This is a genomic window from Flagellimonas pacifica (genome assembly GCF_900215465.1).
GTDB lineage: Bacteria > Bacteroidota > Bacteroidia > Flavobacteriales > Flavobacteriaceae > Flagellimonas > Flagellimonas pacifica.
On record NZ_OBEH01000002.1, the window covers coordinates 308937 to 335726 of the forward strand.

Consider the following 26790-nt stretch of genomic DNA (forward strand, 5'->3'; position numbering starts at 1 on the left):
TATTTGCCAGGGATGCCGCGGGCAATGTTTCCTTGGTGAGCAACACGGAAAACGTTAACACGCAGGCCGGAGGGGACACGGAGTCCCCCAATGCGGTATCTGACCTTTCGAGCAGCAATACGACCTCTACGAGCACTGATTTGAGCTGGAGCGATCCAGGTGACAATGTTGGGGTCACGGACTATGAGGTCTTCCAGGACGGAGGCAGTCTTGGTCTTACCGGGGGGGCGACGACCTTCAACGTGACGGGTCTGACGGCCTCTACGGGATATGCCTTCACGGTATTTGCCAGGGATGCCGCGGGCAATGTTTCCTTGGTGAGCAACACGGAAAACGTTAACACGCAGGCCGGAGGTGGTGTTATTGATTACACATCAACTAATTCCAATATGAACACAGTGGATTGGACCGCTAGGGATTTGTTTGCCGATAGAAATGTAGGAATTGGAACGACTAATACACAAGGATATAGATTGGCTGTTGCAGGAAATGTTATTGCTGAAGGAGTTAAAGTTGAACTTCAAGGAAATTGGCCTGATTTTGTTTTTCTAAAAGAATATGATTTAATGGGTCTTGAGCAAGTGCGGCAATTTATTAAAGAAAATGGCCATTTACCCAATATCCCAAGTGCAAAGAATGTTGAAGCTAATGGAATTGATTTGGGAAAAATGGATGCCAAACTCCTACAAAAGATAGAAGAGTTGACATTATATTTGCTCATGCAACAAAAGCAAATAGATAAACTCAACAAAGAACTAGAAGCTTTAAAAGACCAGTAGAATTTAACCAATAACGATAAAAGAAATTATACTTGATGATACCAAAACATCAGAAAGAGGGTTTTCGGGTTTTCTTAAAGGATAAAAGAAAAAAGTCTTACCCAAAGATATTTTTAGAATTTTTGTCGTTATGGAGGGAAAAAGGCGAAATACCCTTGTATTACTTCAAGTATTTGTATAGAAAAGATGTTACTAATGTCAAAGATTTCCTTATTACTAAGGAGGCTTCTAAAATACAGCGAAGCCGAAATCTGCACAAAGAAGAATACCTGAGTATTATTTCCAACAAATTAATTTTCTCTCTTTTCTGTAAAAAGAATAATTTACCGGTACCAGAGCTTATTAGCTACAATTTTGGGTCAAGCTTTTATTATGAAGGAAAATGTTATAAAGTTTCTAATAATAGGGAGTTGACTGCATTTTTTAAAGAGGTTTTCAATAAAACTGGAAAAGAAAAATTGTTTTTAAAGCCGTTTTCACTGTTTGGAGGTAGGGGGGCTTGTATTATAAGAAAGAACAAACTTGAGGAGGACGTCAAGGAAAATGCAAGTAGTATTATTGAGAATGATTGTATCCATGAGGACGTTCTCATACAGCATGATGAAGTTAACAAAATTAATCCAAGCTGTATTAATACTATAAGATTTGAAACTTATATTGACGATAAGAAAGGAATACATGTATTGGATGCCTTTATGAGGTTTGGAACTGGTGATAATATTGTGGATAATGGACACTCGGGAGGTATCTACGTAGGTGTTAATATGCAAGAAGGACGTTTAAAGGATGTTGCTCTTGAGGAAATTCACTTTGGTGGGCGAGACTATTTTGAACACCCAACTAGCAATTATCCGTTTAAAGGTTTTTTGATTCCATATTTTAACGAAGCGCGAAACCTTGTCATTGAAGCAACAGAATTTTTACCAGATAGGTTTATTGGGTGGGATATTGCTATTACAAATAATGGTCCGGTCATTATTGAAGCTAATGAATACCCAGACCTTTTTATGGGAGATACGTCATATGGAGGGTATCTTAAAAATCCATTATTCAAAGAAATGTTGGCAGAGGCGGGTTAACTATTTAATTGAGCAGTGCTAATTGTAAAATAATAAATGAGATTAGGATCAAAAAATATAATAATGAAGTTCTTCACCAAAAATAGTTTTGTTTTTGCATATTTTCTTTTTGGGTTTTTATATACGACATATTCCCAAAGTATTCGTAAAGGGTTTGATGAAATGACAGATTATGAAATATCTGAGCTTGTTGATGCTTTTTATGAATTGAGAAATGGCCCGGATTTGTTTAACGATATTGCTACCTTTCATGGAGACGTTTTTAATTTCGACAATACCGTGGATCCTACTCGACTGGATTTGCACTTTAATCTTCCCGATGAACCGGAGAGGGAGATTTTCTTACCATGGCATAGAAGAATAGCATTTGAGTTGGAACAGGCGGTTCAGGATATCAATCCAGAAATTAGTTTGGGGTTATGGAATTCTACTCTGTTCCAATCTACGACGGATGCACTGTGGGATGAAAGTTTTTTAGGAAGTTTTGATGCCAATTGGACATTAGGAAGGAATTTGGGAGCTGACCCCCGACTACCAACACCTCTTGAGCTGAGTAATTTGTTGGCAGAAACAGACTTTTTTGAGTTTTCCAATACCTTAGAAAGACTTAATGTGCATAGGGGAGGTCACGTTTGGACAGGAGGCGCTATGCCTACTCCATTGTCTCCACGAGACCCCGTATTCTTTTTTCACCATGCTTTTGTAGATTGGGTATGGCAACAGTGGGAAGAAATACATAATGGTTCCTCTTTTATTCCGACATCCATGGTTCGTTATGATGGTACTTATGTGTTTGACGGAGAAACACTTCCCTCAGTAGATCCAAATGATATTACTGACACCAGAGTTTACGGCGTTTTTTATGCGGAAAATGGGTTGGCATTACTTGATAACTATATTGTTAGCAACACATATAATCCGGAGGAAATTTTTTACTACCAATTCAATATACAAGCAGGAAACAATTTTTTGGCTCCAGCTGGGACTAGTAGTAGATTTGAATCGGTAAATGAAATAAACTTGACACCTGGGTTTGAAGCTGTTCCAGGATCCTCCTTTGAAGCTCTAATAGATACCCAAAATGGAGGAACGAATAAGTCTGGTACAACAAGGTTGGTGAAACCTTATCCATATTCTGAAAAGTTATTTGAGCCCATTGTTTGGGAAGATACGGACTCTTTACTTGACGATAAACCTGTGATAATAACTGCTCACCCTAACCCATTTACGGAAAAGATTACCATTAACTTAAGTAAGCGCACTGATTGTGTTATTGAGGTGTTTAATATGATGGGAATGAAAATACGGGAAGAAGCGTTCCAAAACACAGATACTTTGGTCATTAAAAACCTTTATGGACTATCTTCTGGATTTTACGTAATTCGGGTAATTGATGGAGACGGCGAAATTCTGGTAGCTAAGAGGGTGATAAAACTATAAAATTCAAAGCCCATTGTTCTTTGGAACAATGGGCTTTGAATAAATATATTTTACTTATCGTTAATGTTTTCCATGATTCATATGGATACTTTCAGGATTTCGATATTGACAACACGCTGGTAAATTATCGTATACATCCAATGGAGCTGTATACCCTTCAATATCATGACCAATTCCTGCTATTTTTTTCTTAACCATATCTATAGAGCATTTACGCTCATCGATAATAGCCTTAAATTCTTTTGTATCCACATTCCATAAGGCAAATTTTACGCCTGCAATTTTTATTGCAGTTTTTTCAATACGGCTTTTGCACATACCACAGTTGCCCTTCACCTCAAAAGTGACGGTTTTATTTTTATCCTGAGCATGGCTTAAGCTAGCTCCCAGTATTAGAAAAAAGACTAAGATTGATTTTCTCATATTTTAAATTTTATATCTGAATCCTGCATAATAGGTTCCTGTCAAAACAGGAGCATATAATATGGTACTGTCAAAATATGGGCCAAAAGGATTGTTCCCTGATAAAATGGGCATATTTTGAGTAAAGTTATTGATATTCTCGCCACCTACGTAAAACTCAAATTTGTTTGAGAACACCTTGGTGACCTGTGCATTGATCAACATGTACGAAGGAGAGTAGGGTGGAAGTTGAAATTCCACTGGATTACTTTCGGTATTGGGAAGACGCTGTTTGCCCAGCCAATTAGAGGTAAAATCAAAACGCCATTGTTGCTCCCCTCTTTGTAGTGTCTCGTAGTTAAGATTCACAAAGAAACGTGATAATGGTTGTAATGGTTTTTCCAAAGCTCCACTGTTATAATCAGTAACCACATCAAAATGTTTATAGGTTGCCCTAATGTGAAAATCTTGAAGCATTTCATAGTTTACATCTATTTGTAGACTATTGGAGTAACTATCACCTTCAAGATTGTAAAAAGATATCTCCCTTGGATTTTCCCAATCAACCACTACTTGATCTACAAAATCGGTTCTGTAAAAATCTATTGAGAAGTCAAGAACTCTATTCAAAATGTATAGTTTTTGCATAAAGCTGATTCCATAGTTCCAGGCTTTTTCTGGTTTCAATCCATAATAGTTGCCATCGTTGGGATTAATGATTATTTGTCTTGAAGATGCAAATAGTTGTTGGTTTTCGGCAAAAATATTTGCACCACGTTTTCCTCTTCCAAATGATGCCCGTAGGCTAGCTTTATCCCATAGTGAATACCTTAAATGAAATCTTGGAGTAAAAAAATTGCCAAGGTTATTATGCATATCCGCTCTTAATCCGGCCACAAAGCTTAAACCTTCCAAATTATCATACGTATATTCAAAAAATGCGCCTATTGAATTATCATCTCTATTATAGTTGGTGGAATTAACGGTTTCGTCAAAACTGTCATAGGTAAGGCTTATACCTGTTTTAAATTTGTGCTGTGTACTACCAATGATACTGTTGAATATGAAGTTGGAGTAAAACGAGTTATGGTTAATATCATAGATGTTTAATCCATAAAAAGCATCTTGGGAATGATTGCTATATGCCGTCTGAAAACCAAAACTCTGATATGGTAATTCTGGAAATACATAACCTAATTTTGAAGAAAGGTCTAGTCGAGATGTTTTTACCTCACTACCCCAATTATTGTTGGTAAGCTTGTCTGTATCAATATTAAAATCTAATTGACCAATTTCTTTGCTATCATTTAAATATTGTATTGTGGCATAGCTGACCCATCCATTTTCAGGATTAAGGTACTGCCATCTATTCATAAAGTTGATTTGCTTGGCCAAAGGTGTATCCTGAAAAGAATCACCATTGTTTTCAATGTTTCCATTTCTTAAGTTGGCATGTATATAAAGTCCTGTAGCTAGATTGTCCGTCAGGTTATGGTTTAGGCGTGAATTGAATTCGTAGCGTTCAAAATTATTAGCATATAAGTTTAGAAAGAATCGTTTATCTATAATTGGTTTAACCAACTCACTGTTTATGTGCCCTGAGATGCTTTCAAAACCATTAAGAACGCTCCCGGCTCCTTTGGTAATTTGTATGCCCTCAATCCACGAACCTGGTATAAAAGAAAGGCCAAATATTTGCGAGGCACCTCTGATTGCTGGCATATTCTCTTGAGTAAACAACAAATAAGGACTATTAAGACCTAACATTTGTATCTGCTTGGCCCCTAAAACAGCATCGGAAATATTCACATCAACAGCAGGGTTGGTCTCAAAACTTTCTGATAGGTTACAACATGCAGCTTTCAGCATTTCTCTGCTATCAACCGAGACCACATTTTGTACTTTAAACAATGATTTTTGTAAAGGTGCAACTTGCTTTTCAACAACAACTTCATCTAAAACTACAGTAGGATATAAAATAATATTACCCAAGTCTGGTCTGTTTACCAGAATTGTATCTGATCTATACCCAACAGAACTTATTATTAGTTTTTTTAGGTCTCCTCGGTAAGGGATTTTAAAATTTCCCGAAGAATCAGTAGTTGTGCCGACCACACTGGACAACCAATACACATTAGCGTCTGGCAGTGCAATATTTTCCTTACCATCTCTGTATTCCATTACTTTTCCTTTAACTTGGAACTGAGAAAAACAATTATTTGCTATTATGAATAAGAGAAGGAGAAAGAAAGAAAATCTCATCTTGAAAAACGCACTTAATTTTTTTTAAAACTAGCTTTTTTATACCTGATATCAGGTTTGTAACATCAACTTTAACAGTAGAATGTAGTTCATAGAGTTTTTTGGTTTTTAACAGATTTAAAATTTGGCTAAGTCACTTTAGTGGTAATTTTATTTTGAATTTATAGATGAATGTATTTGTTAAACGAAACATTGTATTGAAGAGTTTTCAGTTCTTGCTTTTTTTGTTCTTTTTCCAAAATGTATTTTGGAATTGTGGTACGGCTGCACATCAGAAAGAGATGAAGACTAAACGTATAAGGGTAATCAACAATAGTGAACACAGCCTTAGCCGAGTTTCTCTGTTTTCTATGAATTTTGAAGATTTAAACCCGAAGGATACCTCACAATACAAAGAATTTGATTATGACCCTCTTAAAGACGATGCTTTGATTTATTGTGTAGTCAATAAAAAGAATATGGGTAGATACTTGGAGATTCCTAATAAAGAAGTTTTATGGATGACCTATGTAATTGATAGTTTAAAAAATGATATTGTTTATGTTAGCTCTAAGATTGACAAATAGATTTCATTAGTTATTTAACCAACAAACCTCCCCCACCAAAAAAAACAAACATGTTAAAAGTATTGGAAAAAACCCGAAAGATCGTGTTTTGGAGTATAGATGCTCTAAAAGGAGGGGGTGTCAGGAAACATTACAAGGAGTTAAGATTAATTCAAAACAATCCCAACTCCAATAAAAGTAGGGAAATCACTAAGGAAAATCTTGCCCGACTTTTGAAACATGCGGTAAAAACAGTTCCACACTATTTCGATATTTCTGAAACTAACCCAAGTTTGGATATGTTTCCAATAATTAATAAACAAAAGGTTAGAGAGAATTTTCAGCAATTTAGTAGCCAAGAATATGTTGACAAGCATACCCATGAGGTGACTACCAGTGGATCTACCGGAAAACCCTTTAAGATTCTTCATGATAAAAGCAAAAGACATAGAAATACCGCGGATACTATCTTTTTTGCGGAACGCGCAGGCTTTGAATTAGGGTCCAGAATTTATTATTTAAGATTATGGGACAAGCAATATAAAAAGAACAAGTATCTATCTGCAATTCAGAATATTTCGATGCATTCCGTAGATGATTTAAGTGATGAAAATATTGCTGAATTAGTAGCAAAGTTGGAAAATGATGGCTCCAATAAAAATTTACTGGCATATACTTCCGCATTGAATACAATATGTAATTATCTGGATAAGAATAAAGGAAAACCTTTAAAGTGTGAAATTAACTCTGCGATAGCTATCGCAGAAGCTATGGGAGAAGAGATAAAGCTAAAGGTTAGGAAATATTTTGGAGTAGAACTGTTATCTAGGTATTCCAACAGCGAAAATGGGATACTTGCTCAACAAAGACCCCAAAATGAAACTGGGAGTTTTGAAATAAATTGGGCTAGTTATTATGTAGAGATACTCGACCTGAATGAGGACAAGCCGGCAAATCTGGGAGAGCCGGGACGTATTGTTGTCACGGATCTTTTTAATTATTCAATGCCTCTAATAAGATATGATACAGGCGATGTAGGTATTGTGGAAAATGATGAAATTCATAAAACACATGTTTTCTCCAAAATTGAAGGGAGAAAAATGGATATGTTCACCAATACTAAAGGAGAATTTGTTTCATCACATATTATTCACCATATCCTTCAATTTAAAGGAATAGAACAGTTTCAGTTTGTGGAAGAGGAAAATAATGAATACTTGATAAAACTCATGGTTTCACCCGAATATGACCGAAATGATGAAAGTAAACTTAGAGAAAGATATCTTGGTTATTTTGGGAAAGAGGCCAAAATTAAAGTGAAATATGTCCAAGATATTCCTTTGCTGCCTTCGGGAAAACGAAAACTTGTTATCAATAATGCTGTTAAAAAACAAAAACAGCCGGTGGATAAAACGGCTAAAGAAAGTATTGATTTTGTTCACTAATTAAAATCATTAGCTACAAATCTGTTGTTTTCTTAGAGGTTTTATTTTTTCTTTCTTCGTCAAAATCTATCATACCCGATTCAGAATCCAGGGCCACATCATTGTTTGATAAAACTTTTAAGACAGTCTTAAATAAAATTTGGATATCTAATCCAAAAGAAAGATTGTTCACGTACTCTATATCTTTTTGGAGGCGTTTATCCCAATCAAGTAAATTCCTTCCGGAGATTTGTGCTAGGCCTGTCACACCTGGCCTAACCGTATGCCTTATCTGTTCTTCCTTGGTGTAATACGGCAGGTATCTTACTCTCAATGGTCTAGGTCCTATCAAGCTCATATCCCCTTTTATAATGCTTAACAGTTGGGGGATTTCATCCAAAGAGCTTTTTCTTAGAAAAGTCCCAAACTTTGTAACTCTTAACTCATCAGGCAAGAGCTTTCCATTTTCATCTCTCTTATCTGTCATGGATTTGAACTTGAGTATATTGAAAACTTTTTCATTTTTACCAGGTCTCGGTTGTAGAAAGAAAGGCTTTCCGTTGTTAACAAACAAAAGGATTATCCATATTGTGATAAACACTGGGAGAAGAATAACAAATCCTACAACAGAAAGAACTAGGTCGAATATTCTCTTAAAAAAAGAACTGTAAATCATTTCTTTTAAAGATGCTTTTAGTTGTTAATATGAATTTGGCTAAAAAAACGTGTAAAATCAATATAAGTTGTTAAGTAGTGTTAAAATATACGGTATTTCATCGATAAGTCGATAAGAAGGAAATCTATTTTTGATGTGCCTGCGTATTGTGAGTGTATTTCATCGAATTTTTTCGTTTTTAGACGATTTAAGTTTGAACATGTATTAATTTTAAACCCCGAAATCACCTCTTAACTATGAAGTTATCTTATTGCACCCCACTTATCATGCTATTATTGGCATCTTTTACATTTGTTTTTTCTTCCTGTGCCAAAGATAGTGACCTTTTTTATGAATCTATACTTGAACAAGATAAAGATCCGGTAGATCCAAAGGACCCAAAGGATCCAACAGACCCAGTTGACCCAACAGACCCGGTTGATCCAACAGATCCGGTTGACCCAACAGATCCGGTTGATCCAACGGATCCGGAAGTACCGATTGACCCAACGGACCCAACAAATACGAATAAAATAGTAGGAGTGTATTACCCATCTTCTTCAGCAGAAATAAGCGACCCTTTAAAAGCTGACCATAAGGCAATTATCACTGAATCATTCGATTGTAGTGGTTGTACTTTTGCAGCTAATCAGACTATAGAGCCTGCTGGAGGAGTTATCACTGGAGATAATATAAATTTGAATGGCGCTTATATTGAGAATAATTTTAAACAAGCATTTTCACCATCCACTACATTTAACGAGGTTTATGCTGGTTCTAGAATAAGTCCAGAAACATTTGGTGCTGTTTCAGGGGACTCTACAGATGACAACGATGCAATTGATGCACTGATCAATAATTGTTCTTTGGCCGTAACTTCTAAAAATGGGAGTTATATTAAAAACAGGCCATCCAATTACAGAAGATCAGGTATATTCAATTGGAATATGAATGGTTCGGTTGTGAAAATCACAAGCGCAGCCAATTTTAACAACGCTAAGGTTTCTGTGGATGCAGTATTTGATATCACTAATCTTTCACCAAATATTTATAATGGTGAATTTGATGGTACAGATACCTATGGAAGGCTTTTTTATCTTCATGGGCAAGACCATTTTAAATTTAATGACCTTTGGGTACATAACCTATATTCTCCCAATGCAGTAAGATGTGTTGCATTTAGATTTTCGATTAATGCGGATGCTTCGAGATTTAAATATGGTGAATTTAAAAACAACAAAATAGAGAATATTGTTGCTCAAGGTGATGGTAATTTTAATGATGCAGGAGGAATTGCTAAAGCTTGGTGGTATACATTAAGTGGGATGAGCAGCAGTACTACTTTTAATGTAGTTTATCAAAATAACGTTGTTAGGAATATTATTGGTGATGATGCTGAGGGATTTTATGCTATAGGAGGAGCTAGAGTTAGCCATAATGGGAAGTTTACATTTGACAATGAAGATTACAGGTACTGCACTAGAAGGGCCATAAAAGCTTGTGTTTCTAACGTTGAGATTAAAAATAGCTACTTTGAAGAAATTCCGCAATCCATGTTTAAGTCGGCTCAGCAAATGGGAACGATGATTGACTTTTTTAGTACAAGTTCAGGTAGTTTAATAGAGAATATTCGTGTGCATGACAATGTTATTAGAACCGTACCGGGAAATGATGCGCACTACTTTTTACTTTCTGTAACAGATGCCAAAGATGTTGTTATTGAAAACAATGTCCTTACAATGGAGAATGCTGGTAATTATGGAGGGGTTAGGTTAGGTTCAAACACAAGTACTTACAGCGGTGCTTTGCAAGATATTCGCGTTATCAATAACACCTTTAACAATTGTTATGTAAATACAATGACTAAATATGCACCAGTAAACAATCAACCTATTGAAGTTGATAACAACAAATTTAATTTTACTGCTACCAAAGGTGTTGATATTGGAGCGCTAAGATTATCCGCGAGAAATGGTGCTCATGGGTATATTAACTTTACAAACAATGATATTGATGTAAATATGAGTTCACCAAATGGAATCAATGGAGTAATAGCAAGTAATGGAGTAGATGTTGTTGGGGTTACCTTGGATAAGGTAAATGTTACTTATACCAACGGTCAGTCATCTAGACCATTTGGTTATATAAAAGGTAGTTTTAACAGTACTAACGTGATTAAAGACTGTACTCTTTCTGGGGCAGGAGGAACTAATGCAATTGAGGTAACTGGAGGGGCGCAATCTGCACAGATTTCAAATAGTACTGATGGCAATGGAAACCCGATTACTATTAAATAATTGCGATAAATACCCCGTGATTTAGTTAGGGATTGTCCTAAAAAAATAGCATTGTTTGCGCACAGGGAAAAGGCTGTGAATCAAACAATCAAACTGATAATAAAGGGAGAAGAAATTCTCCCTTTTTGCATTTAAAACTTTTCCAGTAGTAAAGACAAAGTTGCCATCTGTCTAAAAAAAATGTATTTCATACAATATTGCTTGTTAAATGCTGTTTAATGCACATCTTTGCAACTTAAAATCAAAATATCGTGGCAAAAAAAGCATTAATTACTGGTGTAACCGGACAAGATGGAGCCTATTTAAGTGAGTTTTTATTAAAAAAAGGGTATGAAGTTCACGGATTAAAACGTCGTTCATCTCTTTTTAATACCGATAGAATCGATCATTTATATCAAGACCCTCATGTGGAAGACCGTAATTTCATTCTGCATTATGGAGATATGACGGATAGTACCAATCTAATACGTTTAATCCAGGAAATACAACCCGATGAAATATATAACTTGGCGGCAATGAGCCATGTGCATGTATCATTTGAGGTTCCTGAATATACAGCAAACGCCGATGGTATTGGTACATTGAGAATTTTAGATGCTGTAAGATTGCTTGGTTTAGAGAAGAAAACACGAATTTACCAAGCCTCAACCTCGGAATTATACGGAAAAGTACAAGAAGTACCTCAATCAGAGACAACACCTTTTTATCCAAGAAGTCCTTATGCAGTTGCTAAAATGTATGCGTACTGGATTACTGTTAATTATAGAGAGGCATATGGTATGTATGCATGTAATGGTATTTTATTCAACCATGAATCACCCATTAGGGGAGAAACTTTTGTTACAAGAAAAATAACCCGGGCAACTGCAAGAATTGCACTGGGACTTCAGGATAAATTTTACCTTGGTAACCTTGATGCACAAAGAGATTGGGGCCATGCAAAAGATTATGTTAGGATGATGTGGATGATACTGCAACACGACCAACCGGAGGACTGGGTTATTGCAACAGGAAAAACTACACCTGTCCGTGATTTTGTAAAAATGAGCTTTTCTGAAGTTGGCATTGAGCTTGAGTTCGAGGGAGAAGGGGTTAATGAAAAGGGATACGTAAAAGAGTGTAAAAACCCAGATTTTCAATTAGAAGTGGGAAAAGAAGTATTGGCGGTAGACCCTAAATACTTTAGACCTACTGAAGTAGATTTACTCATAGGAGACCCAACTAAGGCAAATGAAAAATTGGGATGGATTCCTGAATATGATTTGCAGGGTTTGGTGAAAGACATGATGCAAAGTGATTTAAAGCTGATGCAAAAAGACCAATATCTTAAAGGAGGAGGATATCAGATTTTAAATTACTTTGAATAATGGATAAGAATTCGAAGATTTTCATTGCAGGCCACAGAGGGCTTGTGGGAAGTGCAATTGTGAAAAATCTTAAATCCAAGGGTTACCATAATTTATTATTGCGCACCAGATCAGAACTTGATTTAACAGACACTTCATCTGTTTCCAACTTTTTCGAAACGGAAAAACCTGATTATGTATTTCTGGCAGCAGCAAAAGTTGGCGGTATAGTTGCAAACAATACTTATAGGGCAGATTTTATCTACGAAAATTTGATGATTCAAAATAATGTGATTCATCAATCGTATTGCAACAATGTCAAAAAAATGATGTTTTTGGGAAGTACTTGTATTTACCCTAAAACTTGCCCACAACCCATGAGGGAGGACTATCTTTTAACGGATACCTTGGAATATACCAATGAACCCTATGCAATAGCCAAGATTGCTGGTATAAAGATGTGTGAAAGTTATAATCTTCAATACGGAACTAATTTCATTTCGGTAATGCCAACTAATTTGTATGGTCCTAATGATAATTTTGATTTGGAGAAATCTCATGTACTTCCTGCTTTAATAAGAAAAGTACACTTGGGCAAGGCGCTTGAGAATAATGATTGGGATGCCATTGACGAGGATTTGGATAGACTTCCGATTGGTAAGGTTTCTGGATCAGATTCTAAAGATGTGAAAATCATAGCACTTAAAAAACAGGGAATAAGTATAAGCACTTCTGGGGAAGTATCGGTAGAAATTTGGGGTACCGGAAAGCCTATGCGTGAGTTTTTATGGTCAGAAGATATGGCCGATGCTTGTGTGTACTTAATGGAAAAAAGAAATTTTGAGGACACGTATAAAAAAGAGGAAAAGGAAATAAGAAATACACATATTAATATTGGTACTGGTATAGACATTTCCATTGCTGCCTTAGCCAATTTGATTAAGAAGCACCTTGCTTTTAAGGGAGTATTTGTTTTTAATACAGATAAACCTGACGGCACTATGGTCAAAAGAACGGATGTTACCAAACTAAGTAGTTTGGGATGGAAGCATTCAATAGATGTACCTGAGGGAATAGCTTTAATGTACAGCTATTACATTGGCCAATCAGAATAGAAGCATTGTAAGATTTTTGATTAATTTATATCTCCTATACTATTGATTGGTAAACTCACAAAATATTTAAATAATAATTCTGGTTTTACAAGGTATTTGAAGAATACTTCCTGGTTAATGACCGAAAAAGTGGTTCGGATGGTAATTGCCTTGAGTATTGGGGTATGGGTAACTCGTTACCTAGGACCAGATCAATTTGGAGTGTTAAGTTATGCACAAAGCTTTGTGGGCATTTTCGCTGCATTTTCGTCATTGGGACTTAATGATATTATTATTCGGGAATTGGTAAAATCCAAGGACCAAGAAAATGTATTAATGGGATCTGCTTTTGGTTTGCAAACTTTGGGTTCAACATCGATAATGCTAATATTGTCCATAAGTATTCTTTTAAATGACAATGATCAACTTACCAATAAGATTATTGTCATTCTAGGTCTATTAACTTTTGTTAATAGCTTTAATGTTATAACATCGTATTTTCATAGTGTTGTAAAAAGTAAATTTTATGCAATTACAGGATTGATTGGAGTAATGGTTTCATCCATTATCAAAGTATACCTTATACTTGGCGAGTATTCCTTAATATATTTTGTATATGTTCTTGCTTTTGATGTAGTTTTTCTTGCTTTGGGATTAATGTGGTTCTATAGGAGAATGGGACATTCCTTATTTTCATGGCGTTTTTCGTGGTCAGTTTCAAGAGACTTATTGAAAGATGCTTGGCCACTGGTTTTAAGTGGCATTATTATATCAATCTATATGAAAATTGATCAGGTAATGATTAAAGAATTTATGGGAAACAGTGATGTTGGTCAATATTCTGCTGCTGTTCGGTTAAGTGAAGCATGGTATTTTATTCCCACTATTATTTGTAGTTCTTTATTCCCTGCAATAATAAATGCAAAGATGAGGAACCATGATTTGTATATGTCACGATTGCAAAGGCTATATAATTTAATGGTTCTGTTAGGAGTGGTAATTATTCTGCCAGTTGTTTTTCTCAGTGATTGGTTGATACATTTTTTATATGGAGCTGAATTTCATCTATCTGCAGGGGTGTTGAATATTCATATTTTGGGAAGTGTATTTGTATTTTTGGGGGTTGCTAATCAAAAATGGTTTATCAGTGAAAATTTTCAAGCCTATAATATTGTTTGTTTAGGCTTTGGTATGATGTCCAACATCATCTTAAATATATTTTTGATACCTAAATACGGTATTATTGGAGCTGCTTATGCTACACTTATTTCACAGTTTGTGGCATCAGTATTGGCTCCTGTCTTATTTAAAAAAACCAGGAACTCATTTTTAATGATGGTGCATGCTATATTTTTTGTGCAGGTTTTTAAAAAAGGGAAACTCCTTTAATAACCTTTGTAATTTGAGATAAGGGAGTAGTTTTTAAAGGAAAAGAATTGAAAACTGTTGTACCTGTGTGTAGGCATATATAACAGTAAAAAAAGAGATAAAACATAGTATAAAACATCAAGTAAAATGTGTGGTATTTTAGGAACAGTGCCTTCTTCGGAATCTAGCCAATTTAAACTGGCATTGGATACATTGACCCATAGGGGTCCAGATAGTTTTGGTATTGAAAATATATCCAATGAAGTTTCTTTGGGACATCGTAGGCTCTCTATCTTGGATGTTTCAGCCAAGGGACACCAGCCAATGTTTCATGAAAGTAAGAGGTATGCTATTGTTTTTAATGGTGAGATCTACAACTTTCTTGAAATACAGAAGGAGCTTGTTAATTTAGGACATAGCTTTAGGTCGTCATCAGACACGGAAGTACTACTGAAAGCATATATAGAATGGGGTGAGGATTGTGTCCTTAAACTTAATGGCATGTGGGCTTTTGCTATCTGGGATTCACAATCAAAAAAAATGTTCATGTCACGTGATCGGTATGGCAAAAAACCCCTTTTCTATGCGCAGATAAATGGAAAATTTGTTTTTGCTTCAGAAATGAAAGCCATTTTTCCTTTTATGAAACAGTTAGAAATTTCTGATGACTTCCACTGGATGAAAAAGAATATTTTTTTCTATGAAGCCACAGAAAAGTGCTTGATAAAAGGAATTAAACGTTTTCCAGCGGGTTATAGCGGACACCTAGAAAGAGGGGAACTGAAACTATACAGGTATTGGAACACTTTAGATCATTTGGTTGAAGTTCCCAAAAGTTATGATGAACAGGTAGAAAGGTTTAGAGAGCTTTTCATGGACTCCTGTAAATTGAGAATGAGGTCAGATGTAACCATTGGTACAGCATTAAGTGGAGGGTTGGATAGTAGTGCCACCATCGCGGCTATGGCCAATTTGTCCAAGAATAATAATAGCTATTCAGATGATTGGCAACACGCTTTTGTGGCTTCATTTCCTGGAACTCCTTTAGATGAGTCACATTATGCCAAAATGGTAACTGATCATTTGGGTATAGGAGCCACTTTTGTGGATATTGAGCCTTTAAAACATTGGAATAATCTTGAACATTATTTTTATCAATTTGAAGACCTGTATATAACATCTCCTTTGCCCATGATTATGCTTTATGGTGCTGTAAAACAAAACGGGGTAACGGTTACACTGGATGGACACGGCGCTGATGAACTTTTAAGTGGTTACCAGCAAGGTGCGCTAGAAAGTTTGTGGGATGCTCGCTTTAGTCCTAAAAACACTAAGGACATATTATCCATCTATCAAGGTTCTATAAACGAAGATAAAGATCAGTATGAAAGAGTTGGGAATTTCAAGGTCTATAAGGATTACATGATCCGAAAAATTGGCAAAAAAGTTTTGGGTCAAAAAATGCCTTCTATTGATAATGGTCATCCAAACTTCAAGAAGTTGGATAATCTTTCCCAGTACCTTTACAGTATGTTCCATGAGAATATTTTGCCAACCTTGTTAAGGAACTACGATCGCTATGCCATGATAAACAGTGTGGAAATACGTATGCCATTTATGGATCATAGAATTGTAAGTTTTGTAAATTCATTACCATATTCCAGTAAGATTGGAAATGATTATACAAAGAGAATTGTAAGAGATGCTTTAGATCCATATTTGCCTAAAGAAGTTACATGGCGAAAATCAAAAATCGGATTTAGTTCTCCTATTGTAAATTGGATGCAAAATGATTTAAGTGATTGGTTTATGGACAACGTTAATTCAAAGTCATTTATTGAATCCAATTTGATTGAAAACCCAGGAGCATTGAGAGACAGGATCACTCAAATCGTAAGTAAGGAAAATAGCAACTTTGCACAAGCTCAAAAATGCTGGTCAGAATTTTCACCTTACATTTGGGAAAAAGCAGTACTAAATACGGATATGGTGAACAAATAAATCTTGTGTCACCAATTTGGTTAACGATATATCGAAAAACGGATTCATGATGGATAAATTAAAAAAATGGGTACTTTCTAGTTCTTTACTTACTAGAATCGCTATTTTTTTTAGACGTATTTATCTTAAAAAGAAGAAAGGAATCACGTATCAAAAAAATGCATTTATAGGTTTTTCGGTACATTGCGAGGGGAATAATGGCTTTGGTAAAAATAGCTCCATAGTTTCATCAAAAATAGGTTTTGGATCTTATATTGCAGAAGGAGCAAAATTAGCAAAGGCAAGTATAGGAAGATATTGTTCTATAGGGCAAAATGTAAATTGTATTTTTGGAAAGCACCCTTCAAATACATTTGTTTCTACGCATCCTTCGTTTTTTGCATTGAAAACCCCCGTAGGTTTCACTTATGCCGATAATCAATATTTTGATGAATTTGCTGACCCAATTGAAGATAATTATAGTATAAGTATTGGAAATGATGTGTGGATCGGTGCCAACGTTGCAATCATGGAGGGTATAAGTATAGGTGATGGTGCTATAGTAGCTGCTAATGCGTTGGTTACCAAAGATGTTTTACCATATACCATTGTAGGAGGTGTTCCTGCAAAAACTATAAAAAAGCGTTTTGATGATGAGGAGATAGCTTTTTTGTTAGAATTTAAATGGTGGGAGAAGCCTCAAGAATGGATTAAGGAGAAAGCTATACAGTTTCGAAATATTAAAGATTTTGTACAACATTTAAAGAATTGATTAGGTGAAGATTCCAATTGTTGTGGTTGCCTATAACAGACCAAGGTCATTGGCCAGATTATTAAACTCTTTGTCACGGGCAAAGTATCCTGAGCAAGATGTAGACCTGATCATTAGTATTGACAGAGGAGACAACAATCGTAATGTTCTTGAAATGGCCAATGAGTTTAATTGGGAACATGGCGTAAAAAAGGTGGAATATCAAGAGACCAATTTAGGCTTAAGAAATCACATATTAAAATGCGGAAGTGTTAGTATTGAGTATGGGGCAGTAATCATCTTGGAAGATGATTTGTTTGTTTCCCCTAATTTTTATGTTTTTGCCGAGCAAGCATTACGCTTTTCAACAAAGGAACCTAGTATAGGAGGTATCTCATTGTATAATCACCAACTTAACGTACATACTCGAGACAATTTTTTAGCTACACAAGATGGCTATGATAATTGGTACTTTCAATTTGCCTCTTCTTGGGGACAAGCTTGGACCAAGGAACAATGGATAGGATTCATGAAATGGTATGAACATGACCCCGATATAGATTCTTGTCAAAATGTTCCGTCATATGTTAGAAGCTGGTCTTCAAAGTCATGGCTTAAGTATAATATAGCTTATCTTATAGAGCACAACCGTTATTTTTTATATCCAAAAATAGCATTGACAACCAATTTTAGTGATGCTGGAACCCATGTTGGCAATGACAGCACTATTTATCAGGTTCCTTTGGATTATGGAGTTGAGCGGGAATACAATTTTTCCCAAATTTATGAGGCGCAGGCATTGTACGACGCTTTTTATGAAAATGAAAGGCTTCATAACGCTCTCAATATAAATCAAGATGAATTGTGTACCGATCTTTATGGATATAAGTCATCAGTGGAAAAAAGATTTGTTCTTACTACAAAGATTTTGGACTTTCAAATTATAAGATCTTTTGGAAAATCATTAAAGCCCCATGAAGATAATGTTATACAAAAAGTAGAAGGAACTGAAATTTTTCTGTATGATACATCTGTTTGTAAGGAAAACTCATTTAAGCAAGATTTTGAACGGAAAACGAGCTATAATTTTAAACAGATACCTTACAAGGTTGTCAAGACACTTTTTTTTAAGATGTCTTTTGCTAAAATGAAGAGACTGAAGAAAAAAATAACACAAAAATAATTACAGTGTTTAAGGAAATTGGCAAAATAGGTATCCCTTTTACAGTCTTGTTCTTTCTGTACTTGCTGAACCCGTTTGGTCTAAATATTTATATAGGCTATTTGTTGGTAGGTTTAATTTTGCTTCAAAGGAATTTTCTTGTAGAAAACTTAGATTTAGGGTTTCTTTTACTATTCTTGTTTTCTTTGACATATGCTGCTTTTTTTTCATTTGAACCTAAAGCTGGTAGTCAATATATTATAATATATGCCTTAATGCCAGGTACATTTTATTTATTGGGGAAGTATTTCGCCCATAAAATTGATGGAAACAGGGAACATCTCGTTTTGTTTTTATTGTTGATTGGAGCTGTATTTTCAATAACAGCCAATCTTTCTGTTTTTATGGATATTCTTCAAAACGGTTATAATATAGTTGAAAGAAACCTGCCAAATTATTGGACGGGACAGATTATCCCTGCAACTATTATGGGTTCATATTTTACAATTGTGATGGCTATTCCGGCCTTATTGATTCCACAAGTAAAAAAGTTATCCCTATTAATGAAAATTGCACTCTTTGCTACATACATAATATCAATTGCCTGTGTACTTAGAATTGGGAGTAGAACTCAATTGAGTATTAGTATGATTGCTCTATTGATATCCTTGTTTTATGTAATGCCAAGACAATCCTTTAAAAGGAACCTTTTCATGTTCGTGTTGTTTGCTTTGATTGTTTTTTTTGTAATCAATACGGTGAGTTTTGATTTGGACCAAGATTGGCTTTCCGCCTTTGCTGGAAGAATGGAAGATGGCGGAGGTGAAGATATTGCTTCCGGAGGAGGTCGTACAGAACGATGGATAAAATCCATGGAAAATCTTTTTGCTAAACCGTTGGGTTGGAGCGAACATGAATTTGGCCATGCGCATAACCTTTGGTTTGATGTATTAAGAATTGGTGGATTTCTTTCTTTTTTCCTGTTAATATCATTTACCACAAATGCCTTTATATCAGTTAGGAAAGCAATAAGAAAAAACAAACGGGCATATGCCTTGAACAACTTGATCATAGTATATACATTGTCTATTTGTATGGTTTTTATGGTAGAACCCATTCTTGAAGGAATGTTCGATTTCTTTGCATTTTTCTGTTTTTTTATAGGAGTAGTGAAAAAATACAATGCCGATTATCCTGTAATTGATTAGAGTTATCTAAATTATATTCAAGCTTCAATACTTTACTGTACTTTTGCATCGTTAAAAGCATGAATTATAACTACTGACCATTAACCCATTTATGCAAAGACTTGCCGTTCTTCTAACGTGTTTCAATAGGAAAGAAAAAACAATCGACGCTTTAACCGCCTTGAGGAAAGCATTTGGGAAATCAACTCGAAATTGGCAAATGTCCATTTACCTAACGGACGATGGTTCTACTGATGGGACTTCCCAAGCGGTGAAAACCAATTTCCCCGAAGTCAACATATTAAAAGGTAGCGGTGAGTTGTATTGGGCTGGAGGTATGCGCAATTCCTGGAATGAAGCATTAAAGGGAAATTATGACGCTTATTTTTTATTGAATGATGACACTAATGTTAGTATGGATTTATTTGATGCTATAGAAAAGACCGATGAATTTTGTATTTCAAATTATGGGAAAGGTGGAGTTTATATCGGGACCACGGTAGATGCGGAGACTAAAAAGATTACTTATGGAGGCTCGGTATTTGTCAATCGTTTTTTAGCTACAATGAAAAGACTCGAACCCCAAGCCAAGCCAATATCTTGTCATTTGGGTAATGCCAATATCATGTGGGTGAGCAGAAATGTTGTTGATACCATTGGAATACTCTCTGAAGGTTATGTTCATGGAATGGCGGATTATGATTACAGTTTAATGGCTGGTAAAAAGAAATTGCCGGTTTTGATAATGCCTGGCATAGTTGGACAATGTATCAACGATCATAATGATCCTTATTTAAGATTTTTCAAACTTCCTTTAAAAGAGAGATTTAAAATGCTAAAAAGCCCTATTGGTTTTGACTTTACATCACAGTCATATTATATGAAAAAGCATTTCCCTGTTCGGTTTCCACTAGTTGTCATGACAGGTTATCTTAAAGTGCTTTTTCCAAAAGTGTACTATAATTTATTGTATAAAAATAGAAAGAACTAACATATGTTGAAAAAAAACCTAATTGTTTTTGGAACAAGACCGGAAGCTATAAAAATGGCTCCGCTTGTTAAAGCTTTTCAGAAGTCGGAACAATTTGAAACCAAAGTCTGTGTTACAGCACAGCACAGGGAAATGTTGGACCAAGTATTGGAGTTTTTTGAAATTACCCCGGACTATGATCTTGACTTAATGAAGCCTGGTCAGAATTTGTATGGTTTAACAGCTTCTATTATAACAAGTTTACAGTCTGTTCTTGAGACGTTTAAACCTGATTTCGTGTACGTTCATGGAGACACAACCACAACTATGGCTACCAGTATAGCTTCGTTTTATTCTGGAGCAAAGGTATGTCATGTAGAAGCCGGTTTACGTACTTTTAATAAGTGGGCTCCCTTTCCTGAGGAAGTAAACAGAAGAATAACAGGACATGTTGCAGACTATCACTTTGCTCCAACACAGACATCTTATGAAAACCTAAAGAATGAAGGAGTTGAAGAGAAGTCCATTACCACTACGGGCAATACTGTGATTGATGCTTTGCATGAAAGTGTAGGGCGTGTTAAAACAATGGATTCACTTCAATTAAATGAACTAAAGGGAAAAATCTCCATTGATAAAAAAATTATCCTGGTTACAGGACATAGACGGGAAAACCATGGACAAGGTTTTATTGATATCTGTCAAGCTTTAAAGGAAATTGCAGAAAAGTTTAATGATGTTGAGATTGTATACCCCGTTCACCTAAACCCAAAGGTACAGAAGCCTGTATACGAATTACTGGGAGATATGGAAAATATTAAACTGATTGATCCGTTGGCTTATCCAGAGTTTGTATGGCTAATGAATGAAAGCCATCTTGTAATTACAGATAGTGGCGGAGTGCAAGAAGAAGCTCCAAGTTTGGGCAAACCAGTTTTGGTTATGCGGGATACAACCGAGAGGCCGGAAGCTGTAGAAGCCGGGACTGTAATCTTAGTAGGAACCGACAAGAATAAAATTGTATCAGAAACAGTCAAATTACTGAAAGATGATGAAAGGTATAAAACTATGAGCAAGTTGCATAACCCATATGGTGATGGAAAGGCCTGCGAAAGAATTGTAGAATTTATGAAAAAACAATTATAGTGAAACAAAAGAAAGTAACCATGATGGGCTTGGGCTATATTGGCTTGCCCACAGCAGCATTGATTGCAGGTAAAAAAACTATTGTTAATGGTGTCGATGTAAATCCAAGTGTAGTGGATACCATCAATCAAGGTAAAGTGCATATTGTAGAGCCAGATTTGGAAGAAGCTGTTTCCATGGCGGTTCAAGAGGGATTTTTACATGCTAGTCTTGAACCCCAAGAAGCTGAGGCTTACCTCATTGTTGTGCCAACTCCTTTTAAAGAGAAAAATGAACCGGATATTTCATATGTTGAAGCTGCAACCAAGGCCATTTTACCTCTTTTAAAAGAAGGCGATTTATATATTATAGAATCTACATCTCCAATTGGAACTACTGAAAAGATGAGAAATCTCATTTTTGGATCAAGACCAGAACTTGAGGGAAAAATATACATGGCTTATTGTCCTGAAAGAGTCCTTCCAGGAAATGTGATGCATGAGTTGGTGCATAATGATAGGGTAATTGGAGGTATAGATCAAGAATCTACTACTAAAGCAGTTGATTTTTATTCTAATTACGTTGTTGGGGAATTACACCATACCAATGCTAAGACTGCTGAAATGTGCAAATTGGTAGAGAACTCATCTCGTGATGTGCAAATAGCTTTTGCCAATGAACTTTCTCTGATTTGCGATAAAGCAGGCGTGAATGTATGGGAATTGATTAAGTTGGCGAATAAGCACCCAAGGGTTAACATTCTACAACCAGGATGTGGAGTTGGTGGTCATTGTATAGCTGTTGATCCCTATTTTATTGTATCTGACTATCCAATGGAATCAAAAATTATAGGTACGGCAAGGGAAATCAACAACTATAAATCCTTCTGGTGCGCGGAAAAAGTACAAACAGAAAAGCTAAATTTTGAATTGAAACACGGCTACAAACCTAAAGTAGCCTTAATGGGGCTTGCATTTAAGCCTAATATTGATGATCTGCGTGAATCACCTGCCAAGTATATTGTACAGAAAGTGTTGCAAAATGCCAATAACGAAGAGTATTTCATTGTAGAACCAAATATTGATTCGCATAATGTTTTTAAACTAACAGATTATAAAACTGCATATGAAAAAGCAGATATAATTGTGTATTTGGTGGCGCATAATGAATTTAAGGACCTACCAAGAGATAAAAACAAAATGATCATTGATTTTTGTGGAGTGCTGGAGAAAAATTAGGCTGTAAAATCTTTAATGGATGAAAAGTACATTGATTGTTTTGGCCCAATCGTTGGAACAACCTAGGATAGTAAAGCGAATAAGTCAAAAAACAAAGGAATACAAAAGTATTTATGTTTATGGGTTTACTAGAAATGTACATTCCATTGAAAATCATGAAGTGATTGGCGGCAACCAACAAGTTACCATTAAAATTGCCGGCCAATTAAAAAACGGAAAGTACCTTGAACGCATTTTTACGTATTTGAAATTATTAATTATAATTTACAAAAAGCATGGTTTTAGTAAGAAGAACGTTTACGTTTTTGGACTTGATTTAAGGATTTTTAGCTCTTTCCTTTTTAATTCCCAAATTGACTACGAGATTAGTGATATAGTTTGGCTTTATCATGGAAAAACCAAAAGAAATATTTTACGCTATGTCGACAATTTACTTGCTCGAAAATCTAGGAAAGTTGTTTTTACAACGAGGAGTTTTTATAAAGGATATTATGATAAGGTAAAAGAAGACAAAGTTCTAATTGAGGAGAATAAACTTGAAACATATGGTAAGGTTAAGCCAATTGAGAAAGTAAAAAGTGATAAAGTAAGAATAGCCTATATAGGAGCTTTTCGATACCCGAAAATCATCGAAAATTTACTTCTTACAGTAAGTGAAAATAAAAACTTGATTTTGAATTTTTACGGAGCTACACATGGTGAATTAATAAAAAAAATTGACAAGGCGACCATGTCAAACACAAATATCTTTTACCATGGACCTTTCAAAAATCCTGATCATTTGGAACGAATTTACAGTGATAACAATTTGAATTTTGTGGTATATGATAATTTGTTAGAAAATGAAAAAGTTGCAATGCCCAATAAATTTTATGAATCGGGGTTCTTTAATATACCTATTGTTTGTGCAACAAATACTTATGTTGGACAAAGGGTTTTACAAAACAAAATGGGATGGACCATTGATACAGATTATAAATCAATTTCTAACTTTCTGAATCATATTTCTATAGAAGAATTAATAGAATACCATCAAGAAATAAAAACAATAGACAAAAGTCACTTTATAACCTAGTAATAAAATATAACAGAATGTTCAAAGGAAAAACACTACTAATTACAGGGGGGACCGGATCTTTTGGAAATGCGGTCTTGGATCGTTTTTTAACCACAGATATACGTGAGATTCGCATATTCAGCCGTGATGAAAAAAAGCAAGATGATATGCGTAATCGATTAAAGAACCCAAAAATTAAGTTTTACATTGGGGATGTTAGGGATTACAATAGTATAGATAGGGCAATGCATGGTGTTGATTACGTTTTTCACGCTGCAGCATTGAAACAGGTTCCTTCTTGCGAGTTTTTTCCAATTGAAGCTGCAAAAACCAATGTTTTTGGCACTCAAAATACTATCGATGCTGCTGCCGCAAATAGGGTAAAGAAAATTATTTGTTTAAGCACTGATAAAGCCGCTTATCCAATCAATGCAATGGGAATTAGTAAGGCATTAATGGAAAAAGTAGCCGTTGCAGCTTCAAGAAATATCCCTGAGGATTCTACAACTGTCTGTCTCACCAGATACGGAAATGTAATGGCTTCAAGAGGGTCTGTTATTCCACTATTTGTTAACCAGATCAAAGAAGGAAACCCTTTAACTATAACAGATCCAAAAATGACTAGGTTCCTGATGTCTTTGGAAGATGCTGTGGATTTGGTGTTATTCGCATTTGAGCATGGAAATCAAGGTGATCTTTTTGTCAATAAGGCACCAGCCAGCACTATTGGAGATTTGGCTGAGGCAATAAAGCGAATATTTAAGGCAAAAAACGAGATAAAGGTAATCGGAACCCGTCATGGCGAAAAATTGTACGAGACCTTATGTACGAGGGAGGAAATGCAAAAAGCTATGGATATGGGAGATTTTTACAGGATTCCTGCTGATAATCGAGATTTGAATTATAGCAGGTATTTTTCCGAAGGAGAAAAAGATATAAGTGCAATTGAAGATTACCATTCACATAATACAAAGCACTTAAACAACGAAGAGCTTGAAAACACACTTTTAGGACTTAATTTCATAAAAGAGAGCCTTTAATGCCTGAGAATAGTATACTAAAAGGAGATGCATTTGAAGACGACAGAGGAATATTACGTTTTGTTAACTCCTTTGACATGACTGAAATTGTTCGATTTTATGAAATTGAACAAAAAGGCACACAGATTATTAGAGGGTGGCAAGGGCATAAACTTGAAAAAAAATGGTTCTATTGTTTATCAGGTTCCTTTGTAATCAATATTGTAGAAATAGATGACTTCAGTAATCCTTCAGAGCATTTGATACCCTGTAGAATTGAATTAGACTCCAAGTCTCCTGAAATTTTGGCTGTACACAACGGATTTGCAACTGGTATTAAGGCAAGTACGTCAAATTCTAGATTACTGGTGTTTTCAAATTTTGGATTAAAAGATTCTAGTAACGATGATTTTAGATTCCCTAAAGAAAAATGGTCAGCCGTATGGTAAATAAAACAGAAAAACATAAAATTGGAATAACGGGTCAAGCAGGTTTTGTTGGTAGTCATCTTCATACCACGTTATCTTTGCGTGAGGATGTTGAGTTAATTCCATTTGAACGTTCTTTTTTTGAAGATATGGAAGCGCTCTCTCAATTTGTATCAAACTGTGATACTGTGGTTCATTTGGCAGCGCTGAACAGGCATGAAGATCAAAATGTAATTTATAAAACCAACATAAAGCTGGTTGATGAGTTGATAAAAGCTTGTGAAAATGCCACTGTTTCACCTCACATCATTTTTTCCTCTTCTTCGCAAGAATCTCGGGATAACCTTTATGGAGCATCTAAAAAAGAGGGCAAGGAAAAATTTATGGCCTGGGCTGGCAAATCCGAGGGAAAATTTACTTCGCTTACTATTCCCAATGTTTTTGGACCCTTTGGAAGACCAGATTATAATTCTGTTGTTGCCACGTTCTGTTATAAGGTAGCTAATGGCGAAACCCCGACTATCATTAATGATGGAGAAGTGGGCCTTATTTACATTAATGATTTAATCAAGGTTTTTATTGACACCATTTTTGGGGAGCAGGAAGTAGCTGAACTTGGAGAGAATAGCTTTGGTGTGGACATTGCTCCAAATCATTTTGTCAAAGTCTCACGAATTCTTGAATTACTCAATAAATACAAAAGTGATTATTTGCAAAATGGGATTTTCCCAAATTTGGACGACTATTTTCAAAAATCACTGTTCAATACTTTTAGATGTTATATATCCGAAGATCATTACCCAGTAAAATATACGGAACATACGGATCCAAGAGGGAGTTTTGTGGAAATTTCCAGAACTGAAACTTCAGGGCAATTCTCATATTCCACCACAGTACCTGGCATTACCAGAGGAAATCATTTTCACACAAGGAAAGCGGAGCGTTTTGCTGTTATTAAAGGAAAAGCGCGGATTCAGTTAAGAAAGATAGGAACAGAGAATGTAATCAATTATTATTTGGATGGGAAGGAACCAGCATATGTTGATATGCCCATATGGTATACTCATAACATCACCAATATTGGTGACGAAGAATTGATAACATTATTTTGGATCAATGAGCCATATAATCCCGAAGATGCGGACACCTATTTTGAAAATGTAGAGTAACTAACCCTAAAAC

General features: G+C 35.4%; 22 protein-coding genes and 1 pseudogene. 20 read left to right on the plus strand and 3 right to left on the minus strand.

Annotated elements, in window-relative coordinates:
• The 3 genes from CRO15_RS07035 to CRO15_RS07045 form a co-directional block, all read left to right on the plus strand.
• On the plus strand, positions 1 to 779 hold a 779-nt coding region (locus tag CRO15_RS07035), incomplete at its 5' end, for a fibronectin type III domain-containing protein (protein ID WP_207763837.1).
• Positions 780 to 814: 35 nt separating this feature from the next.
• Positions 815 to 1858: a sugar-transfer associated ATP-grasp domain-containing protein gene (locus CRO15_RS07040; RefSeq protein WP_097045107.1), complete on the plus strand. Its 1044-nt coding sequence runs from the start codon at positions 815 to 817 to the stop codon at positions 1856 to 1858.
• Between the two features lie 63 nt (positions 1859 to 1921).
• Positions 1922 to 3298, plus strand: a complete 1377-nt coding sequence (locus tag CRO15_RS07045) for a tyrosinase family protein (protein WP_097045605.1) — start codon at positions 1922 to 1924, stop codon at positions 3296 to 3298.
• A gap of 60 nt (positions 3299 to 3358) precedes the next feature.
• On the opposite strand, the gene CRO15_RS07050 is transcribed toward CRO15_RS07045, so the two are convergent.
• Entirely contained in the window at positions 3359 to 3721 is a 363-nt protein-coding gene (locus CRO15_RS07050; protein WP_097045108.1) for a heavy-metal-associated domain-containing protein, read from the minus strand.
• A gap of 3 nt (positions 3722 to 3724) precedes the next feature.
• Positions 3725 to 5881: a TonB-dependent receptor gene (locus CRO15_RS07055; protein WP_097045109.1), complete on the minus strand. Its 2157-nt coding sequence runs from the start codon at positions 5879 to 5881 to the stop codon at positions 3725 to 3727.
• 362 nt (positions 5882 to 6243) lie between these two features.
• Between CRO15_RS07055 and CRO15_RS07060 the strand changes: the two genes are divergently transcribed.
• Together CRO15_RS07060 and CRO15_RS07065 are read left to right on the plus strand one after the other, a co-directional pair.
• A complete protein-coding gene (locus CRO15_RS07060; protein ID WP_133067223.1) occupies positions 6244 to 6528 on the plus strand; it encodes a hypothetical protein in 285 nt (94 codons plus the stop codon).
• A 50-nt stretch (positions 6529 to 6578) separates the two neighbouring features.
• A complete protein-coding gene (locus CRO15_RS07065; RefSeq protein WP_097045111.1) occupies positions 6579 to 7952 on the plus strand; it encodes a phenylacetate--CoA ligase family protein in 1374 nt (457 codons plus the stop codon).
• Positions 7953 to 7965: 13 nt separating this feature from the next.
• Here CRO15_RS07065 and CRO15_RS07070 read toward each other — a convergent pair whose 3' ends face one another.
• Positions 7966 to 8607, minus strand: coding sequence for a sugar transferase (locus CRO15_RS07070; protein ID WP_097045112.1), 642 nt, complete (start codon positions 8605 to 8607; stop codon positions 7966 to 7968).
• A 236-nt stretch (positions 8608 to 8843) separates the two neighbouring features.
• Between CRO15_RS07070 and CRO15_RS19905 the strand changes: the two genes are divergently transcribed.
• From CRO15_RS19905 to CRO15_RS07145, 15 genes and pseudogenes are all read left to right on the plus strand, one after another.
• On the plus strand, positions 8844 to 10883 hold the full coding sequence (locus CRO15_RS19905; protein ID WP_116458898.1) for a hypothetical protein: 2040 nt from the start codon (positions 8844 to 8846) through the stop codon (positions 10881 to 10883).
• 251 nt (positions 10884 to 11134) lie between these two features.
• Positions 11135 to 12250 (plus strand): GDP-mannose 4,6-dehydratase, encoded by a 1116-nt coding sequence (gene gmd / locus CRO15_RS07080; RefSeq protein ID WP_097045113.1) that lies wholly within the window; start codon positions 11135 to 11137, stop codon positions 12248 to 12250.
• Positions 12250 to 13344, plus strand: coding sequence for a GDP-L-fucose synthase family protein (locus CRO15_RS07085; protein ID WP_097045114.1), 1095 nt, complete (start codon positions 12250 to 12252; stop codon positions 13342 to 13344). The genes gmd and CRO15_RS07085 overlap by 1 nt, the downstream gene beginning before the upstream one ends.
• A gap of 96 nt (positions 13345 to 13440) precedes the next feature.
• Positions 13441 to 14712, plus strand: a complete 1272-nt coding sequence (locus CRO15_RS07090; RefSeq protein ID WP_243396925.1) for a flippase — start codon at positions 13441 to 13443, stop codon at positions 14710 to 14712.
• A 126-nt stretch (positions 14713 to 14838) separates the two neighbouring features.
• Positions 14839 to 16692 (plus strand): asparagine synthase (glutamine-hydrolyzing), encoded by a 1854-nt coding sequence (gene asnB, locus CRO15_RS07095; RefSeq protein WP_097045116.1) that lies wholly within the window; start codon positions 14839 to 14841, stop codon positions 16690 to 16692.
• A 469-nt stretch (positions 16693 to 17161) separates the two neighbouring features.
• Positions 17162 to 17365 (plus strand): annotated as a pseudogene (locus CRO15_RS19910) (CatB-related O-acetyltransferase); the annotation flags it as partial.
• A gap of 82 nt (positions 17366 to 17447) precedes the next feature.
• Positions 17448 to 18605: a glycosyltransferase family protein gene (locus tag CRO15_RS07105; RefSeq protein WP_097045117.1), complete on the plus strand. Its 1158-nt coding sequence runs from the start codon at positions 17448 to 17450 to the stop codon at positions 18603 to 18605.
• Positions 18606 to 18859: 254 nt separating this feature from the next.
• Positions 18860 to 19792 carry an O-antigen ligase family protein gene (locus tag CRO15_RS07110; protein WP_133067224.1) on the plus strand — a complete coding sequence of 311 codons (933 nt, stop codon included), beginning with the start codon at positions 18860 to 18862 and terminating at the stop codon, positions 19790 to 19792.
• Positions 19793 to 19991: 199 nt separating this feature from the next.
• On the plus strand, positions 19992 to 20762 hold the full coding sequence (locus CRO15_RS07115) for a glycosyltransferase family 2 protein (protein ID WP_097045119.1): 771 nt from the start codon (positions 19992 to 19994) through the stop codon (positions 20760 to 20762).
• A gap of 6 nt (positions 20763 to 20768) precedes the next feature.
• Entirely contained in the window at positions 20769 to 21887 is a 1119-nt protein-coding gene (wecB, locus tag CRO15_RS07120; protein WP_097045607.1) for a non-hydrolyzing UDP-N-acetylglucosamine 2-epimerase, read from the plus strand.
• 20 nt (positions 21888 to 21907) lie between these two features.
• Positions 21908 to 23104 carry a UDP-N-acetyl-D-mannosamine dehydrogenase gene (gene wecC / locus CRO15_RS07125; protein ID WP_097045608.1) on the plus strand — a complete coding sequence of 399 codons (1197 nt, stop codon included), beginning with the start codon at positions 21908 to 21910 and terminating at the stop codon, positions 23102 to 23104.
• Between the two features lie 19 nt (positions 23105 to 23123).
• Positions 23124 to 24179, plus strand: coding sequence for a glycosyltransferase family protein (locus tag CRO15_RS07130; protein ID WP_097045120.1), 1056 nt, complete (start codon positions 23124 to 23126; stop codon positions 24177 to 24179).
• 17 nt (positions 24180 to 24196) lie between these two features.
• Complete coding sequence (locus CRO15_RS07135; protein WP_097045121.1) at positions 24197 to 25201, plus strand: polysaccharide biosynthesis protein; 1005 nt, start codon at positions 24197 to 24199, stop codon at positions 25199 to 25201.
• Positions 25201 to 25629 carry a cupin domain-containing protein gene (locus tag CRO15_RS07140; RefSeq protein ID WP_097045122.1) on the plus strand — a complete coding sequence of 143 codons (429 nt, stop codon included), beginning with the start codon at positions 25201 to 25203 and terminating at the stop codon, positions 25627 to 25629. The genes CRO15_RS07135 and CRO15_RS07140 overlap by 1 nt, the downstream gene beginning before the upstream one ends.
• Complete coding sequence (locus tag CRO15_RS07145) at positions 25623 to 26777, plus strand: polysaccharide biosynthesis C-terminal domain-containing protein (RefSeq protein ID WP_097045123.1); 1155 nt, start codon at positions 25623 to 25625, stop codon at positions 26775 to 26777. The genes CRO15_RS07140 and CRO15_RS07145 overlap by 7 nt, the downstream gene beginning before the upstream one ends.
• Positions 26778 to 26790: the final 13 nt, after the last annotated feature.